At 37.3% G+C, this 19,078-nt stretch carries 16 protein-coding genes; 15 read left to right on the top strand and 1 reads right to left on the bottom strand.

All coding sequences use genetic code 11. The features are described 5' to 3' along the window. Nucleotides 1-252: 252 nt before the first annotated feature. The 3 genes from NSU17_RS02570 to NSU17_RS02560 all read left to right on the top strand — a co-directional run bounded on the left by NSU17_RS02570 (nt 253) and on the right by NSU17_RS02560 (nt 4,558). Nucleotides 253-1,992, top strand: a complete 1,740-nt coding sequence (locus NSU17_RS02570; protein ID WP_096550712.1) for a 2-oxoacid:acceptor oxidoreductase subunit alpha — start codon at nt 253-255, stop codon at nt 1,990-1,992. Next, nucleotides 1,992-2,858, top strand: coding sequence for a 2-oxoacid:ferredoxin oxidoreductase subunit beta (locus NSU17_RS02565; RefSeq protein ID WP_096550713.1), 867 nt, complete (start codon nt 1,992-1,994; stop codon nt 2,856-2,858). The genes NSU17_RS02570 and NSU17_RS02565 overlap by 1 nt, the downstream gene beginning before the upstream one ends. Nucleotides 2,859-3,007: 149 nt before the next feature. Next, nucleotides 3,008-4,558, top strand: a complete 1,551-nt coding sequence (locus NSU17_RS02560) for a methyl-accepting chemotaxis protein (protein WP_340435944.1) — start codon at nt 3,008-3,010, stop codon at nt 4,556-4,558. 498 nt (nt 4,559-5,056) lie between these two features. Here NSU17_RS02560 and NSU17_RS02555 read toward each other — a convergent pair whose 3' ends face one another. After that, the gene (locus tag NSU17_RS02555; protein WP_340435946.1) at nt 5,057-5,233 is read right to left on the bottom strand and encodes a hypothetical protein; all 177 of its coding nucleotides are present in this window, start codon (nt 5,231-5,233) and stop codon (nt 5,057-5,059) included. Nucleotides 5,234-5,366: 133 nt separating this feature from the next. Between NSU17_RS02555 and NSU17_RS02550 the strand changes: the two genes are divergently transcribed. The 12 genes from NSU17_RS02550 (at nt 5,367) to NSU17_RS02495 (ending at nt 18,905) form a co-directional block, all read left to right on the top strand. Further along, nucleotides 5,367-5,723 (top strand): hypothetical protein, encoded by a 357-nt coding sequence (locus NSU17_RS02550; RefSeq protein ID WP_340704210.1) that lies wholly within the window; start codon nt 5,367-5,369, stop codon nt 5,721-5,723. A gap of 129 nt (nt 5,724-5,852) precedes the next feature. Further along, complete coding sequence (gene miaB / locus NSU17_RS02545) at nt 5,853-7,394, top strand: tRNA (N6-isopentenyl adenosine(37)-C2)-methylthiotransferase MiaB (protein WP_016836835.1); 1,542 nt, start codon at nt 5,853-5,855, stop codon at nt 7,392-7,394. Beyond that, on the top strand, nt 7,394-7,831 hold the full coding sequence (locus NSU17_RS02540; protein WP_016836836.1) for a RicAFT regulatory complex protein RicA family protein: 438 nt from the start codon (nt 7,394-7,396) through the stop codon (nt 7,829-7,831). The genes miaB and NSU17_RS02540 overlap by 1 nt, the downstream gene beginning before the upstream one ends. 249 nt (nt 7,832-8,080) lie before the next feature. After that, on the top strand, nt 8,081-8,656 hold the full coding sequence (gene cotE / locus NSU17_RS02535) for an outer spore coat protein CotE (RefSeq protein ID WP_340435951.1): 576 nt from the start codon (nt 8,081-8,083) through the stop codon (nt 8,654-8,656). 130 nt (nt 8,657-8,786) lie between these two features. Next, a complete protein-coding gene (mutS, locus tag NSU17_RS02530; protein WP_340435953.1) occupies nt 8,787-11,366 on the top strand; it encodes a DNA mismatch repair protein MutS in 2,580 nt (859 codons plus the stop codon). A 12-nt stretch (nt 11,367-11,378) separates the two neighbouring features. Then, a complete protein-coding gene (gene mutL / locus NSU17_RS02525; protein WP_340704209.1) occupies nt 11,379-13,253 on the top strand; it encodes a DNA mismatch repair endonuclease MutL in 1,875 nt (624 codons plus the stop codon). A 36-nt stretch (nt 13,254-13,289) separates the two neighbouring features. Beyond that, entirely contained in the window at nt 13,290-14,957 is a 1,668-nt protein-coding gene (locus NSU17_RS02520; RefSeq protein WP_340704208.1) for a glycerol-3-phosphate dehydrogenase/oxidase, read from the top strand. After that, a complete protein-coding gene (locus NSU17_RS02515) occupies nt 14,950-15,840 on the top strand; it encodes an alpha/beta fold hydrolase (protein WP_340435960.1) in 891 nt (296 codons plus the stop codon). Before NSU17_RS02520 ends, NSU17_RS02515 begins: the two co-directional genes overlap by 8 nt. Beyond that, nucleotides 15,824-16,750, top strand: coding sequence for a tRNA (adenosine(37)-N6)-dimethylallyltransferase MiaA (gene miaA / locus NSU17_RS02510; RefSeq protein ID WP_340435962.1), 927 nt, complete (start codon nt 15,824-15,826; stop codon nt 16,748-16,750). The genes NSU17_RS02515 and miaA overlap by 17 nt, the downstream gene beginning before the upstream one ends. Before the next feature lie 54 nt (nt 16,751-16,804). Next, the gene (gene hfq / locus NSU17_RS02505) at nt 16,805-17,029 is read left to right on the top strand and encodes an RNA chaperone Hfq (RefSeq protein ID WP_340704207.1); all 225 of its coding nucleotides are present in this window, start codon (nt 16,805-16,807) and stop codon (nt 17,027-17,029) included. A gap of 86 nt (nt 17,030-17,115) precedes the next feature. Next, on the top strand, nt 17,116-17,418 hold the full coding sequence (locus NSU17_RS02500) for a rhodanese-like domain-containing protein (RefSeq protein WP_016836844.1): 303 nt from the start codon (nt 17,116-17,118) through the stop codon (nt 17,416-17,418). A 236-nt stretch (nt 17,419-17,654) separates the two neighbouring features. Beyond that, complete coding sequence (locus tag NSU17_RS02495; protein ID WP_340704206.1) at nt 17,655-18,905, top strand: methionine gamma-lyase family protein; 1,251 nt, start codon at nt 17,655-17,657, stop codon at nt 18,903-18,905. The last annotated feature ends 173 nt before the right edge of the window (nt 18,906-19,078 follow it).

Genomic DNA, 19,078 nt, shown 5'->3' with positions numbered 1-19,078 from the left:
TGTGGAATTCTCTTGAAATGATCAATAATGATCGAAATAACAAGATTCTCCTATGTAAGAAAAGTTCTTTTAGAAAATACATAGCAGGGAAAAATAAGTGTTGTAACCTTTACAAACTTTTGAACGAACTTTTCCGTCTAAGGTCTGAAATTGAAATATTTAACCGTTTTTCGTATTTCAAGAAAATCGATTCATGTTATATTTAAATAAGAAAAAAGTATGTAATTAAAAGTTTTTTAAGGAGATGTTAGAATGTTACATCAGCTTTCATGGAAAGTCGGTGGGCAACAAGGTGAAGGTATTGAGAGTACTGGTGAAATTTTCTCAATGGCAATGAATCGTTTAGGCTATCATCTATATGGCTACCGTCATTTCTCCTCTCGCATTAAGGGAGGTCATACAAATAATAAAATTACTGTTCGCCCAACACCAGTTCGTGCAATTGCGGACGATTTAGATATTTTAGTGGCATTTGACCAAGAAACTATAGAGGTCAATTATAAAGAATTAACAGAAAACGGCATCATTTTGGCTGATAGTAAATTTGAGCCGGTAAATCCTGAAGACTCAAAAGCGCCACTCTTTTCTGTTCCGTTTACAGAAATTGCTACTGAGCTTGGCACATCGTTAATGAAGAACATGGTAGCAATTGGCTCAACTGCGGCTTTATTAAACTTGCCAATTGAAAGCTTCCAAGCAGTTGTCGATGAAATTTTTGGCCGCAAAGGTGAAGAAGTAGTAAAAAAGAATATGGAAGCCATTCAACGAGGTTATGATGCAACTTGCGAACTCATTGGCGATAAAGTTGGTAAATGGGAATTAGAACCAGCAGATGGCAAACGACGCATGTTCATGATTGGTAATGATGCGGTTGCGCTAGGTGCGATTGCTGCTGGTTCTCGATTTATGGCTGCATATCCAATCACACCGGCCTCTGAAATCATGGAATATTTAATTAAAAAACTTCCTAAATTTGGTGGTACGGTTATTCAAACAGAAGATGAAATTGCCGCTTGTACGATGGCAATCGGTGCGAACTTTGGCGGAGTACGTGCCTTTACTGCATCAGCAGGTCCTGGTTTATCCTTAATGATGGAATCCATCGGTTTATCTGGTATGACTGAACAGCCGCTTGTAATCATCGACACACAGCGGGGCGGTCCATCAACAGGGCTTCCAACAAAACAAGAACAATCTGATTTAATGGCGATGCTTTACGGTACACACGGAGAAATTCCAAAAGTAGTAATTGCTCCTTCAACACTAGAAGAAGCCTTTTACGATACAATCCAAGCATTTAACATTGCTGAAGAATTGCAACTACCAGTCATTGTGATGACGGATTTACAATTGGCTCTTGGTAAACAAACTGCTGATCCATTTGATTATTCAAAAATTGAAATTCGCCGTGGTAAATTGAACCTTGATGAATTGCCAGAAAAAGATCCGAAAGAAGATTTCAAACGATATGAAGTAACGGAAGACGGAATTTCAACTCGTGTTCTTCCAGGCCAACTACACGGCATTCATAAAGTAACAGGAAACGAGCACGATGAAACTGGTAAACCGGCAGAAGCACCAGGAAACCGTAGAAATCAAATGGACAAGCGTTTACGTAAATTAAATTATTTAAACTTCAAAGATCCAATTTATGTCGATGCGCCTCATGAGGAAGCTGATGTTTTAATCGTTGGTTTTAACTCAACTCGAGGTGCGATTGAAGAAATTCGCCCATTATTGGAGCAAGAAGGCATTAAAGCGAACCACGTTCATGTCCGCTTAATTCATCCATTCCCAGCCAATGAATTAAGACCTTATGCAGACCGTGCGAAAAAAATTATTGTGGTGGAAAATAATGCGACAGGTCAATTGGCTAATATTATGAAAATGAATATTGGTGGACATAACAAAACATTTAGTATCACGAAATATGACGGCACTCCATTCTTGCCTCGTGAATTAAAAACTCGTGTAAAGGAGTTGCTTGACTAATGGCAACATTTAAAGATTTTCGTAACAACGTAAAACCTAACTGGTGTCCTGGATGCGGAGATTTTTCTGTGCAAGCAGCGATTCAACGGGCAGCTGCCAATGTCGGTATCGAACCACATGAACTTGCAATCATTTCCGGTATCGGCTGTTCAGGACGCATTAGTGGATATATCAATTCCTATGGTTTTCACGGTACACATGGCCGTGCATTGCCAATCGCTCAAGGTCTAAAAATTGCCAATCGTAATTTACATGTCATTGCTACTGGCGGAGATGGTGACGGTTATGCGATTGGGATGGCTCATACGGTTCACGCCATTCGCCGTAACATCAATATTACTTACATCGTAATGGATAACCAAATTTACGGTTTAACAAAAGGTCAAACTTCTCCACGTTCTGCTTACGGATTCGTAACAAAATCAACACCAAATGGTTCAATTGAGCCATCGATTAAGCCATTGGAACTTGCTCTATCAGCAGGTGCAACATTTGTTGCTCAAGGATTTTCATCTGATATTAAAGAACTAACTGCTTTAATTGAAGCAGGTATTCAACATAAAGGATTTTCCTTTATTAACGTATTTAGCCCATGTGTGACTTACAATAAAGTGAACACGTATGAATGGTTTAAAGAACATCTAACGAAATTAAGCGATATGGAACATTACGACCCTCAAAATCGTGAATTGGCGATGCAAACAGTAATGGAAAAAGATGGACTTGTTACAGGTATCGTTTATCAAGATACTAAATCCGTACCTTATGAACAACAATTAGAAGGTTTTGCAGAAAAGCCGCTAGTGGATATGGATTTAAAAATTGATGAAGATCAATTTAACGAATTAGTAAAAGAATTTATGTAAAAACAGGGCATCATCCGAGAATGGGTGATGCTTTTTATATTAACCAATTTTTACATACATTAACAATTAATTTACATAAAGGTCATATGTGCTAAATATTCTTAACTTATCCTCATAATTACAAATATATTATAGAGGAGTCGGTTGCATTGCGTTTGTCACGCTATATTAAAGTGAAAGACCGATTGATAGTTTTAATGTTTGTTTGTATTCTTTCCAATATTATTTTAGCGATTTTTAGTATCGATTATTTGAGAAAAATGGAAAATAATACAGTATTAATGTATGAGCAACGGTTACTCGCAATTAATACGGTTTACGAATTTGAAAATGCAGTATCTCTGGGAAATAACCAGCAAGTCGAAGAACAGTACAACCATTTAACAGCATATAAGTTTGATTCGAAAATGGATTATTGGATAAACGAATTAAAGAAGTTACTTGGAAATGGATCGGAAGAGGAGTTTTTAGCCATTACCGATGAAATGAAATTATACATATCTGATCAAGCGGAAGAACAGCTTGAAAATTATAAAAAGGATGTTTCCTTTGGATATAAATTAATTATTGGGCTTTCCATCATCATGGTAACCTTTGTTATTTACTTTAGTATTGTTGCTTCAAGGGCAGTAAATATTCCGACAAGGCAACTAAAAACACTGTTAAAACTTGCGCAACAAGGTGATTTTACAAAACAAGCTAATTATGACTCGAAAGATGAATTGGGCGAAGTCATGCTAAGCTATAACCAAATGGCGACGGATGTAAAAGAGTTGTTAAAACTTGTGAAAAATAGTGCGCTTTCCGTCCAAGAAGCCAATGTTCAATTACAAAAATCTTCAGAACGAACAACTGAAGCATCTATACATATTTCTAGTGATGCAGAAGATTTAACAAGAGCAACGGAAAAGTCTGCCGAGGAATTATTGTCAATAACTGCAGCGATACAAGAAATTACAAGCGGTGTCCAATTAATCGCAAATAAGATTCAGTTTATTTCAAATAACATTGAACAAACGGTATCAAATGCCAATGAAGGTTCAGAATATGTTTCATCCAATATTGAAAAGATGGAAGAAATCGAAAAAGTTGTAAAACAAACAAATGATAAAATGCAAATATTGGCGAAACACTCCGAAGAAATTGAACAAGTGAACCAAATTATTAATTCGATTGCAGAAGAGACGAATTTATTAGCATTAAATGCGGCAATTGAGGCGGCACGGGCAGGAGAATATGGTAAAGGCTTTAGTGTCGTTGCCGGAGAAGTTCGCAAATTAGCAGAACAATCAGTGCAATCAACGAAAACGATTCGAGAAATCATCGAAAAAATTCAAAAGGATACGAAAGAATCGATTTATTATATGGATAAAGCCATTGAATCTGTTCAAACAGGTATAATAACGACAAACGAAACCGTTAATAAATTCCAACAAATAGTGGATGGCGTGAATGAAGTAGAACCACAAATAAATGAAGTGTCAAATACGATACTTACGATTACTGAAAACACACAAGAAGTGGCTAGTCGTTCAGTGAAATTAAGTGAAGTGACACAAAAAAATAATGAGCGTATTCAAAAAGTATCCGCTTCTACTAGGGAACAATTAAATGCGACACAAGAAATATATACAGAGATACAAAAGATTACGAAAAATATAAATGCTTTACGAAACGCCCTTCATAGATTCACGGTTTAATGTCTTTCATTTTTGGGAATGAATATAGTAATAATCCCAAAACCTGTCCCTCTCCCTCTTACGATCGATTTGGTCGTAAGGGGCTTTTTTTTATGGTTGAGTGAGGGGCGGCGGGACCTTTATTTTCACAAAGTAGGATAAAAACCCCAGGTGAGGCAATATTTTCACAAAGTGAGGGCAATAACTTCACAAAGTAGGGCAATATTGTCACAAAAGAGGGCAAAAACTTCTGGAGAGGGCAATGTTTTCACAAAGTGGGGTAATAACTTCACAAAGTAGAGCAATATTGTCACAAAAGGGGGCAAAAACTTCTGGAGAGGGCAATATTATCACAAAGTGGGTCAATAACTTCACAAAGTAGGGCAATATTATCACAAAAGAGGGCAATATTTCTGGAGAGAACGATATTGTCTGTTGCCAATCCAATCGAAATCGTCACAAAGTTCAGCGATAAGTTCACAAATCCCATCGAAATTGCCACAAATTCCAGCGATATGTTTACACCCCATCGAAATCGTCACAAAGTTCAGCGATAAGTCCACAAACCCCATCGAAATTGCCACAAATTCCAGCGATATGTTTACACCCCATCGAAATCGTCACTAAGTTCATCGATAAGTTCACAAACCCCATCGAAATTGCCACAAATTCCAGCGATAAGTTCACAAACCCCATCGATATCCCCACAAAACCAGCGCCACCCCCCCACAATTCCCAACAACTATATTTTTCATTCGAAATAATCATCCGAACAATGTAATATGGAATAAGTAACAACATAAATCGAATGCAAAACGAGGTCATATCATTGAACAATGTCATTGATTTCATCTCCATCAAAAAGAAAAAACAAGAAGAACAAATTATAAAATTGTTTAGTAAAGCAAATTCATTTAAAAATCGTGGGCAAATTGATAAGCTAGTACGTGAAAAAACGATTGCTGTCAATGATCATAAGCTGTTTCTAGCCTTTATAGCTTATTTAGAAGAAAAACAGATTAAACCATCAAAAATATTTAAAGATGTGCTAACGTTACCAAAGCACAAATTCGAGCAACAATATGAAATGAATTGGTACTCTATCGTTCAATTATGTTTTACTTTTTTAGCTATTCTAAAAGAAAATGATTATGAACAATATGAACAATTTCTTTCTGAACATTAAACAACTACAATTAATGTGTCGGAAAGGGCATATTTCTATTAATGATATTGTTCTTTCAATGGACTATTCGTTATAATATAAAAATGGGATTCCTCTATGAATCCATTAGAAAGGAGTCATTCATAATCAATGAACGAAGAACAACGTTTAGCAAATAGTCAGGCAGCACAGCCAAAACCTCAAAAAACAGAAAAAGATTATAGCAAATATTTTGAACGAGTAATCACTGCTCCTTCTTTAAAAGAAGCGAAAAAACGCGGAAAAGAAGAAGTGAAATATCATAAAGATTTTAAAATTCCTGAAGAGTTTCGAGGAATGGGAGACGGCCGTAAATTCTATATTCGCACATACGGTTGTCAAATGAATGAACACGATTCAGAAGTAATGGCCGGCATTTTCATGCAACTAGGATATGAACCTACTGATTCAGTAGAAGATGCAAATGTCGTACTTTTAAATACATGTGCCATCCGTGAAAATGCAGAGAATAAAGTATTTGGTGAACTAGGCCTTCTTGCAAAATACAAACGAGAAAATCCTGATATGTTGCTTGGGGTGTGCGGATGTATGTCCCAAGAAGAATCGGTTGTCAATAAAATTTTAACGAAATACCAACATGTTGACATGGTATTTGGTACGCATAATATACACCGTTTACCATATATCTTAAAAGAAGCGTACATGTCTAAAGAAATGGTCGTTGAAGTTTGGTCAAAAGAAGGGGACGTAATCGAGAACCTTCCAAAAGCCCGACAAGGCTCTATTAAAGCTTGGGTAAACATCATGTACGGATGCGATAAATTCTGCACATACTGTATCGTTCCTTATACTCGAGGAAAAGAGCGCAGCCGCAGACCGGAAGAAATCATTCAAGAAGTAAGAGAACTTGCAGCTCAAGGATACAAAGAAATTATGCTTCTTGGACAAAACGTAAATGCTTACGGTAAAGATTTCACAGATATCAACTATCGACTTGGCGATTTAATGGATGAGCTGCGTAAAATTGATATTCCACGCATTCGTTTCACAACGAGCCATCCTCGCGATTTTGACGATCACTTGATTGAAGTGTTAGCAAAAGGCGGAAACTTAGTTGAACACATTCACTTGCCAGTTCAATCTGGTTCAAATGAAATCTTAAAAATTATGGCTCGTAAATATACGAGAGAACAATTCTTAGAACTTGTTCGAAAAATTAAAGCAGCTATTCCGAATGTGGCATTGACAACTGACATCATCGTTGGATATCCGAACGAAACGGAAGAACAATTCCAAGAAACGCTTGATTTATATCGTGAAGTTGGATTTGAATCAGCATTTACTTACATTTATTCTCCACGTGAAGGTACGCCAGCTGCAAAAATGAAAGACAACGTACCAATGGAAGTGAAAAAAGATCGCTTATACCGCCTCAATGCCGTTGTAGAAGAATTCTCAAAAGCTGCATTGAAAAAATATGAAAATCAAATTGTTGAAGTGTTAGTTGAAGGCGAAAGTAAAAAACGCAGTGATGTATTAGCTGGTTATACAAGAAGAAATAAATTAGTAAACTTTGTTGGCCCGAAAGAATTAATTGGTCAGTTAGTAAAAGTGAAAATCACGAAAGCAAGTTCTTACTCTCTTCGCGGTGAATTCGTAGAAGTGGTAAAACGACAAGAGGTGGAAATCTAATGGCGACTAAATTATATACAAAAGATGAAATTGTTGAAAAAGCGAAAGAAATCGCTCACATGATTGCCCAAACTGAAGAAGTAGAATTTTTCAAAAAAGCAGAAGCTCAAATTAATGAAAATCAATTTGTGCGTGAAAAAATTGCAAGTTTAAAATCACTTCAAAAACAAGCTGTAAACTTCCAACATTTAGGGAAAGAAAAAGCGCTGAAACTTGTTGAGAAAAAAATCGAGGAAATAGAAAAAGAAATCGATGAATTACCAGTTGTTCAGCAGTTTAAACAATCTCAAATGGAAGTTAATATACTGTTGCAATTAGTTTCCAACGCGATTGCGACAACTGTTACAAACGATATTATTGAATCAACTGGCGGCAATTTACTTACTGGTGAAACGGGATCAAAAGTGCAAAATACGAGTCCTGGAAGTTGCTCTTAATAAAAGGCTACAAGGAAAATCGAATGTTTGATTTTCCAGTAGCCTTTTTCTTTTGAATTTTTTACGCAAACTGGAACACTTCTTAACCGCCTTTAATACTATATGTTTGTTAGGCAAATGCACTAGTTCAACTCATTATTGCTTTAATCGACAGGATTTAACAAATTTCTTTAAAAACAAAGATCATATTTCACCAATTAGGCATTCGCCGCATACAATAGTTCGACTAGATGTAAAGGAGGAAATTGTTTGAAACGTTTGCGTCAAATCGTGACAAAAGCGGTTGTGGCGAAAGGGAAAAAACGTACGGAATCCAGTGAAGTGATGCGTCCACCTAACACGCCAACAAGCATATTAGGTTGTTGGGTAATCAACCACCACTATTCTGCGAAAAAAGTGGGTAAATATGTAGAAGTTTCTGGTAAATTCGATGTGAATGTGTGGTATGCATATCATAACCATTCAAAAACTGCTGTTTATACAGAAACAATTCCTTATAAAGACAAAATAAAATTACATTATCGCGATGAAGAAATCATCGATTCAAATGAAGTCCATGTAAAAGTATTACAACAACCAAACTGCATTGAAGCGGTGATTAACCAACAAGGCGATAGCTTCAACATTGTGATTGAACGCGAATTCTTAGTGGAAGTAATCGGTGAAACAAAAGTGGTAGTATCAGTTCATCCAATTGAATTTGAAGAAGAATGGAATTTTGATGACGATGATGATGAATCATCAAGCTCCTCTTCCTCTTCAAGTTCTTCAGATTTCGATTATAAAAAATCAAGCAGCAGTGAAGACTCCTCTTCATTTCAATAATCTCCATTGAGAGCACCATCAATAGAATAATAAGATGGTGCTCCTAATATTAAAAAGCATGTTTTCTTGGTTATCGCTATAATTTTCGTCATGTTATAATAGCTTAGAGAATTTTAAGTGAGGTAATAACATGACTACATATACACCAATGATGCAACAATATTTATCCATTAAAGCAGATTACGAAGATGCTTTTCTCTTTTTTAGATTAGGTGACTTTTACGAATTGTTTTTTGAAGATGCATTGAAAGCGTCTCAAATACTTGAAATCACTTTAACAGGACGTGATGCGGGTGGAGATGAACGAGTACCGATGTGCGGTGTACCATATCACTCCGCCCAAAGCTATATTGAAACATTAGTATCAAAGGGTTATAAAGTAGCCATTTGCGAACAAGTGGAAGACCCAAAACAAGCAAAAGGTGTAGTGAAGCGTGAAGTCATTCAACTCATTACACCAGGTACGATGATTGAAGGAAAAACAATTGACAATAAATCAAACATTTTCATCGGATGTGCTGAGCGAATTAGTGATCATGAATTTGCATTTGCCTATTTGGATGTTTCCACTGGGGAAGCGAAGTCTTTCATCATTGAAGGCGGCGTAAAGGGGCTTTTTCAACAATTACAAGCCTATAATATTCGAGAACTTGTAGTGACAGATGAATTAAAAATTCTCTTACAAGAACAAGCGGCACATCTCGGCATTGTTTTATCTATTGAAAATGAAGAGATGCACGATGAAAAAGCTAACAACTATTTACTTCATCTCCCGAAAAAGTGTTTCGGTGTGGCTAAATATTTACTTCAATATATTGAACGTACACAAATGCGCTCCTTATCTCACATTCAACCTTTTACATATACCGAAACGAAACAATATTTACAAATCGATGCCAATTCAAAACGCAACTTAGAACTCCTGCAATCCATTCGTGGAAAGGATCAAAAGGGAACTTTGCTTTGGCTTTTAGACGAGACGGTAACGGCAATGGGCGGAAGAAAGTTAAAACAATGGCTCCACCAACCTCTCGCGAACCGAGCACAAATAGAAGAAAGACTAAACACTGTGACCGATTTACTGGATGAATTTTTCTTGCGTGATGAATTAAGGGAACTGCTAAAAAGCGTCTATGATTTGGAGCGCCTTTCAGGACGAGTTGCATTTGGCAATGTAGGTGGTCGAGATTTAGCGCAACTTCGTGAATCATTAAGACAAGTCCCAACCATTAAAGAAAAACTTCTCGAAAGCAATAAAGAAACGTTAATAAACCTTGCGAGTAAAATGGACGCTTGTGAGGATATTGAGCAATTGCTTTCAAGAGCTATTACGGATCATCCGCCAGTTGCCATTAAAGAGGGAGATGTAATCCGAGAAGGCTACAATCAAAAACTAGATGAATTGCGCTATATTGCCCGAAACGGGAAGGATTGGATTGCTCAGCTTGAGCAAAAAGAAAGGGAGCTAACAGGTATCAAAAATTTAAAAATTGGCTTTAACCGAATTTTTGGTTACTACATTGAAGTAACAAAATCGAACTTATCGAATGTAGATTTATCTCGCTATCATCGAAAACAAACACTAGCCAATGCAGAGCGCTTTATTACGGAAGAATTAAAAGAAAAAGAGACCCAAATCTTGAATGCGGAAGAACAAAGCTTAGCTCTTGAGTACGAACTATTCGTTGAATTAAGAGAACAGTTAAAAGCATATATTCCCCGTGTACAACAACTCGCTTCAATTATTAGCGAATTGGACGTGTACGTAAGCTTTGCAGTTGTTTCTGAAAAATACCAATTTACAAAGCCGACTTTCCATGAAGGCAAAGGCTTAAAAATCATTGGCGGAAGACACCCGGTTGTTGAAAAAATGTTAAATAAACAAGGCTATGTACCAAATGATTGCGTGTTAACAGAAGAAAAAAATATGATGCTGATTACCGGACCGAATATGTCTGGGAAAAGTACATATATGCGTCAAGTAGCGTTGATTGTCATATTGGCGCAAATGGGTTGTTATGTACCATGTGATGAAGCGGAATTACCGATTACCGATCAAATTTTTACTAGAATAGGAGCCGCTGACGACTTAGTTTCTGGCCAATCCACTTTCATGGTGGAAATGCTGGAAAGTCAGCATGCCATTACGAATGCAACGGAAAAAAGTTTGTTATTATTTGATGAAATTGGACGAGGTACATCAACCTATGATGGGATGGCCCTTGCTCAAGCCATGATGGAATATATCCACGACCACATCGGTGCAAATACGCTTTTTTCCACACATTATCATGAACTAACTGCTTTAGAAGAGGTACTTGAACGACTTCAAAATGTTCATGTGAGTGCGGTTGAGAAAAATGGCAATGTGGTGTTCTTGCATAAAGTGAAAAAAGGAGCAGCAGATAAAAGTTACGGTGTTCATGTGGCGAAACTAGCAAATATGCCGGAGAAGATTATTGAAAGGGCAAGAATTTTGCTTGAGCAATTTGAATCACAACAAATAGACAACTCAGCCCCTCAAATTGAGGAAGAGGTTCATCAACTATCATTGTTTGAAGAAGATGTAGAGCCTAAACAAGAAAAGAAATCGCTGAAATCTCATGAGCAAGAAGTTTTAAAACGATTAGAAAAAGTAAATATCGTATCGATGACACCAATGGAAGCAATGAATCTTTTGTACGAATTGCAACAATCACTAAAACAATAAGGAGGGATACGCATGGGTAAGATTCAACTGATGGATGAATGGCTATCCAACAAAATAGCAGCGGGGGAAGTTGTTGAAAGACCTTCATCGGTTGTGAAAGAACTTGTTGAAAATGCCATTGATGCAGGAAGTTCATCCATTGAAGTTTTCCTTGAGGAAGCGGGCTTAACTTCTATTCAAGTTATTGATAACGGAAGCGGCATGGATGAGACTGATGCGATGTTATGTTTTTATCGCCATGCGACATCCAAAATCTCGAAAGAGCAAGATTTATTTCGCATCCGCACCCTTGGATTCCGGGGGGAAGCTCTTGCATCAATCGCTGCTGTTTCGAAACTTCAATTAAAAACTTCTGATGGGGAATCGGGAATTGAATTAGAACTTGAAGGTGGAAATATTGTATCGAAAAAGCCGGGGCCACTAAGAAAAGGGACAGAAATTACCGTGTCCCAACTATTTTTTAATACACCAGCTCGGCTAAAGTATTTAAAAACAATTCAAACAGAGCTCGGGCACTCCATCGATTTAATGAATCGTTTAGCCCTTGCGTATCCAAATATCGCATTTAAGCTTGTTCATAATGGAGGAACACTCCTTCAAACAAATGGTCGTGGAAATGTGCAACAAGTACTTGCAGCGATTTACGGAATGCAAAATGCAAAAAAGATGATAGCTTTCAGTGGAGAAAATAGAGACTATTCCATTCACGGATATGCTTCTTTGCCTGAAATTACACGCGCGTCTAAAAACTATATCTCCATTTTCGTCAATGGCCGATGGGTGAAACATTACTTAGTCCAAAAATCAATCGTTGATGCTTATCACACTTTTTTGCCGATTGAACGCTTTCCAATCGTTGCATTGTACATCGAAGGCGATCCATATTTGACTGATGTCAATGTGCATCCTACGAAATTACAAATTCGTTTAAGTAAAGAAGAAGAGTTGTTGCCGTTGATTGAACAAACGATTCGCCATGCGATTCGTGAACGTATGAATGTCCCATTAGCTCAAAAAAAAGAGAAAATCATTCGACCAATTTCTGAGCAAATGAATATTTGGAAACAACCTACGATTAATGAATCAAAAATCAAGACAATTGTCGAACGTCTAGCCGATGAATCGGCCATTATAAATGAAAGTCCTGCTATGGATGAAATAGAAGTTGAATCAGCTCCAACGGAATTAGGCAACCAATGGGATGATTCAACTGACAATCAAGTTTCTTTTGAGATAGAAAATTATAAAACGGAAGATCTTGTGAATGTTGCTGGTGAACCTGACGAGGAAAAGAAAATGGAACCATTTCCGGAGCTAGAAGTGGTTGGGCAAATTCACGGAACTTATATCGTTGCACAAATGGAAGATGGCTTTTATTTAATCGATCAACACGCTGCACAAGAACGAATAAAATATGAATATTTTAAAGAAAAGGTGGGGGAAGTGGATCCGAATGAGCGGCAAGCATTATTGCTGCCTTTAACGTTCCACTACAGCCAAGATGAGGCATTCATCTTAAAAGAAAATCGACAAGCGTTAGAAGAAGTAGGGGTATTTCTCGAAGAGTTTGGCTCATCTTCTTTTGTTGTTCGTGAACATCCAACTTGGTTCCCAAAAGGTTTTGAACAAGAAATCATCGAAGAATTAATTGAACAAGTATTAAAAACTCGAAAAACGGATGTAAAAAAATTAAGAGAAGAAGCAGCCATCATGATGAGCTGTAAACGTTCCATTAAAGCGAACTATTATTTAACGAAAGAACAAATGGTGGCGCTTATTAACGACCTGCGCAAAGCGGAAAATCCGTTTACTTGCCCTCATGGACGTCCGGTGATGATTCATTTCTCCACTTATGAAATTGAAAAAATGTTTAAACGGGTTATGTAAAAGGAAGTAGCAAAAACTTAATAAAGGAGTGTTCGGATGTTTTCATTTCAAAATCGTTCCAACATGTTGCAACTGTTAAATAACTATTCGTTTGATGTGTTGGTTATTGGCGGTGGAATTACTGGTGCAGGTATTGCGTTGGATGCTGCATCAAGAGGTCTTTCCGTGGCGTTAGTGGATATGCAAGATTTCGCAGCAGGCACTTCCAGCCGTTCAACGAAACTGATTCACGGAGGACTTCGCTATTTAAAACAATTGGAGTTTGCTCTTGTAGCGGAAGTAGGGAGAGAAAGAGAAATTGTTTATAGAAATAGCATCCATGTTACAACTCCTGAAAAAATGCTACTTCCTATTTACAAAAATGGTTCTTTAGGGAAACTATCCACTTCCATTGGCTTAAAAATCTATGATTCATTAGCACAAGTACGCAAATCAGAACGCCGAAAAATGCTTTCAAAGAAAGAGACACTTCAACTCATACCGTTTTTGAAGAAGGACGGCTTGCGCGGAGCTGGTTATTACGTGGAGTATAAAACAGACGATGCAAGACTGACCATCGAGGCAATTAAGAAAGCGGTAGAGTATAAAACGATTTGCTTAAATTACGCAAGAGTAACGGAATTTGTTTATGAGAAAAATCGAATTGTTGCAGCAAAAGTACGTGATGAAATAACTGGGAAAAGAGTAACAATCCATGCCACGCAAATTGTCAATGCTACAGGGCCTTGGGTAGATGAACTTTTATCTAAAGATGTTCCACATAATAAAAAAGGAAAGGTATTAAAATTAACAAAGGGAATTCATATTGTAATAGACAAGTCCGCGCTTCCTTTAGAGCAGGCGATATATTTCGATACAGAAGATGGTCGAATGGTGTTTGCCATCCCGAGAAATCAAAAAATATACGTCGGAACAACCGATACGTTTTATCATGAAGACCTTGTTCATCCGGTTGCAACAAAAGAAGAAGTGGAATATTTGTTGAATGCTCTGCGTTCCGTATTTCCAACCCTATCTTTAGATAGTAAAGATGTAGAGTCTACCTGGGCTGGAATTCGGCCTCTCATTTTTGAAAAAGAAGTGAATCCGTCTGAGATTTCAAGAAAGGATGAAATTTGGACTTCAAAAAGCGGATTAATGACTATCACAGGGGGAAAGCTCACTGGGTATCGTCTAATGGCGGAACAAATTGTTGATAAAATCGTGAAGAAACATCGTTTTCGTCATGCGACAAAATGCAAAACAAAAACTTTATCGCTTTCTGGTGCTGAGGGTCTTCACTCTAACAATTTTGAGGCATTTGTAAATCACAAGGCAATGGAAGGGACAAAGGTTGGACTGCCTTTCGAAGAAGCAAAGATGCTTGCCCGCATGTATGGAAGGAATGTCGAACGGGTATTTACTTTACTAGAATCACAAGAACCGACTGATAAACTTCCAAAAACGTTGTTTGCTCAGTTGCTTTATAGCATTTATTATGAAATGGCATACACACCAGCTGATTTTTTCATCCGCAGAACAGGCCTCATGTATTTTGATCTTGCACTCGTGGAACGAACAAAAGATGTGGTCATTGACATAATGAGTAAAAGGCTTGGCTATTCTGAAAATGAAAAATTATTTTATTCCATGCAGTTAAATCAATTTATTCAAGATGCGAAGGGTGATGGCGGTGAAAAATGCACGATGGATCACTATGAGTGACGGAGTACAAATCTACACAAGAATTTATGAACAAGAACAGCCAATCGGAAACTTTTATATTCTTCACGGCATGGGAGAACATGGAGATCGCTACGATGAATTTGCCCGTATACTGTGTCAGAATGGATATCGAGTGGTTGTACATGACCACCGTGGCCACGGGAAAACGGGTGAAGCGAGCGGAAAGTTTGGCTATTTTTGTGACGAAGATGGTTTTGAGCGAGTTGTGCAAGATGTGTATGAAGTCATGAATGAAACGATGAATGATGAGCTTGAGTGCATTTTATTTGGCCACAGCATGGGTTCCTTTATTGCCCGCCGATTTATTCAACTTCATTCAAGTCTCGTCCATCAATGTATTTTATGTGGAACGGGCTCAACAACAGCTTTGCATTATGTAGGGAATGTACTTGCCAAATTTCTTGCTCGTTATCAAGGAAAAGAGATGGAAAGTAAATGGATGAATGAATTAACTTTCACAAGCTTCAACAAACAATTTGAAAACGCTAAAACCCCATTTGATTGGTTAAGCAGTAATATAAAAGAAGTGGAAAATTATTTGGAAGATCCTTATTGCGGATTCATCCCAACCCATCAATTTTTTAAAGATTTAACAGAAGGGCTGCTGTTAATTCATCAAAAAGATGAAAATAAAAAAATACGAAAAGACTTGCCTGTTCTTTTAGTTAGCGGCAGTGTAGATCCGGTTGGGAACAATGGTAAAGGGGTGTTTAAAGTCGCAAAAGAATTAACAGATGCAGGCCTTCAGCATGTTGCGGTTTATTTGTTTGAAGGCATGCGACATGAAATATTAAATGAACATAATAAAGAAGTAGTATATCAAGTCCTATTACGGTGGTTAAAAAATGGAAAAACAAATTGATGTAGTAGCAATCGTTGGCCCTACCGCTTCTGGAAAAACGGCATTGAGCATCAAAATGGCGAAAGCTTTTGACGGTGAAATCATTAACGGCGATTCAATGCAAGTTTATAAAGGTCTTAATATTGGGACTGCAAAAATCCGAGAAGAAGAAATGGAAGGCATCCCTCATTATCTATTAAGCTTTAAAGAACCGACTGAAAGCTTTTCCGTAGCGGAATACCAACGATTAGTAAGAGAAAAAATAGAGGAAATTCAAAGTAGAAGAAAACTGCCAATTATCGTTGGCGGAACAGGTTTATATATTCAGGCTGTATTATACGATTTTCAATTTACTGAAGAAAAAGTCAACGAAGAAGCGCGCAAGAAATATTACGAGGAACTCGCATTAGTAGGGCCAAAAGCAATGCATGAGAAACTTGCAGCACTAGATCCGGAAACGGCAAAAACAATTCATCCGAACAACACACGCCGCGTCATTCGGGCATTGGAATTAATTGAACTGCATGGCGTTTCTAAACAATCGGAGGAACTGAATCGAGGTAATGTTCCATTGTACAACCATTTAATTATTGGTATGAATATCGACCGGGAAGAATTGTATAGAAGAATCAACGAACGGGTTGATTTAATGATGGAACAAGGGTTGCTTGAAGAAGTCCGAAGCTTGTGGAAGAAAAATATCCGCGGTGTACAATCCATAAAAGCAATTGGTTACAAAGAGTTATATGACTATTTGGATGGCCATATTTCCTTAGAAGAAGCGGTGGAACAAATTAAGCAAAATTCCCGTCGATATGCAAAAAGGCAGTTAACCTATTTTCGAAACAAAATGGATGTGCAATGGATAGGAAATGATTGGGAAAGTATTTTAAAAATGTCTAAATTTTTTTATAATAAAGAAGGAAAATAATCCATTTGCATTGAATAATTTACACTAGAGAAAAAAATAGATGAGGTGTGCAGTGTGAAATCAATGAATTTACAAGATGCTTTCTTAAACAATTTGCGTAAAAGCAATACATTTGTAACTGTCTTTTTATTAAATGGTTTCCAATTAAAGGGAACTATTAAGTCTTATGACAACTTTACGGTGTTAATTGAATCGGAAGGTAAACAACATTTAATTTATAAACATGCCATTTCAACATTTTCACCATCCAAAAATGTTTCCCTTCAATCAGAAGAGTAAACGCATGGAAATCGGCAGTATTCTACTCGCCGATTTTTATTTTGTCGATTATAATATTTGGCAGATGAAAGTTTGGAGGTATTCGTATGAAAACAATGACAACGGAAGAATTGATTAATTTATTGGATGCAAATGAGGACTTAAATATTATTGATGTACGCGAAGATTTTGAAGTGGCAAACGGAATGATTCCAGGTGCTGTTCATATTCCTTTAGGATCTATCCCTGAACGCATGAAGGAATTAGATCCTACAAAAGAATATATTATTGTATGCCGTTCGGGTGTTCGCAGTGCTAATGCTTGCCAATTTTTAGAATCAAATGGGTATAATGTGACAAATTTAGAAGGCGGCATGGAAGCGTACGATGGAGAATTAGAGTTTAAATAATGAATTATTCGGGGGAGTTCTTGAGAGGACTCCCCTTTTTTATTGTTGATAACTCCAGAAATTTTGTCCAGTGCAGCATGTATTTGAGGAAAAGGCGAAAGTATTTAAATAAATTCAAGTGTTTAGGTTGTCTATTTCCAGCAATACAGTTGACTCCTTTCAACGAACTGATAAGATGGTAAAGGATAAAAATAAAAGAAATTCCTTCAAAAGCAAAAAAGACAGGAGTATCACAAATGTTCGTATCTAACTTAAAACCTGAAATTGTAGAACTTGCAAAAAAAATCGAAGTAAAAGTAAAGCCTTACCATGAAAGAGTGGATGAAACAGCTTTTTTCAATCAACAAAAGGTATTAGCAGCTTTTCGAAAACATCAAGTAAGCGATTTTCATCTTAATCCATCAACAGGGTATGGATATGATGATGAGGGACGAGATAATTTAGAACGAGTTTATGCCGAAGTGTTCGGTGCAGAAAGTGCCCTTGTTCGAAGTCAAATTATCTCTGGAACTCATGCGATTACGTTAAGTTTATTTGGTGTGCTACGACCTGGAGATGAATTAATCTATATCACAGGGAAACCTTATGATACCCTCCAATCGATTGTTGATGGTGGTGAAAAAGATACAGGTTCTTTAAAAGATTTCGGCATTCAGTATCGACATATTGATTTAATTAATGATCGTGAAATTGATTGGGAAGGTGTTCGACAAGCCATCAATGAAAAGACGAAAATGGTTGCAATCCAGCGCTCAAAAGGTTATGCAATCAGACCTTCCTTTACAATTGATCAAATACGTGAAATGTGTGAAAAAATAAGAGAAATCAAACAAGACGTCGTAATCTTTGTTGACAATTGCTACGGTGAGTTTGTAGAAAGATTAGAGCCGACAGAAGTTGGGGCGGATTTAATGGCAGGTTCACTTATCAAAAATCCAGGAGGAGGACTTGCCAAAACAGGTGGATACATCGCTGGTAGAGCTGATTTAGTTGAGAAATGCGCTTATCGTATGACGAGCCCTGGCATTGGTGGAGAAGCTGGCGCATCTTTAAATACGCTAATCGATTTTTATCAAGGCTTTTTCTTAGCACCTCATATTGTGGCGCAAAGTTTGAAAGGAGCAATCTTTACATCTGCCATGTTAGAGGAAGTTGGAATGAAAACAACTCCTCATTTTACGGAATACCGCACGGATTTAATACAATCCGTATCGTTCCAAACTTCGGAGCAGATGATTGCCTTTTGTCAAGAAATACAAGCAGCCTCTCCAATTAATGCCCATTATGCGCCTGTTCCGTCATACATGCCTGGATACGAAGATGATGTCATCATGGCGGCAGGCACTTTCGTTCAAGGTTCAAGTATTGAACTAACAGCAGATGGTCCAATACGACCGCCGTATACTGCATATGTACAGGGTGGCTTAACATACGAGCATGTAAAATATGCGGTTTGCAGCGCAGTTCAAAAATTAAAGTCTATTTAAAGCAGTTCATTAAGAGCTGCTTTTTCTCGTTTTATTGAAAAATCGACTACGTTAGCAGGTTACTAGCAACTTAAATGGAAACACCTGAACATTCAGTCATAAGTTTTCTTAACCGGCTGTATTGTTTGTTCACTTAAACTTCGATTTGTGTTAACTTACTTAATAGAGTAGTC

The sequence above is a fragment of the Ureibacillus sp. FSL K6-2830 genome (assembly GCF_038004145.1).
In the GTDB taxonomy this organism is placed as follows: Bacteria; Bacillota; Bacilli; order Bacillales_A; family Planococcaceae; genus Ureibacillus; species Ureibacillus thermosphaericus.
Note: the sequence above shows the minus strand (reverse complement) of the source record. Positions and strands in the feature narration are given on the sequence as shown.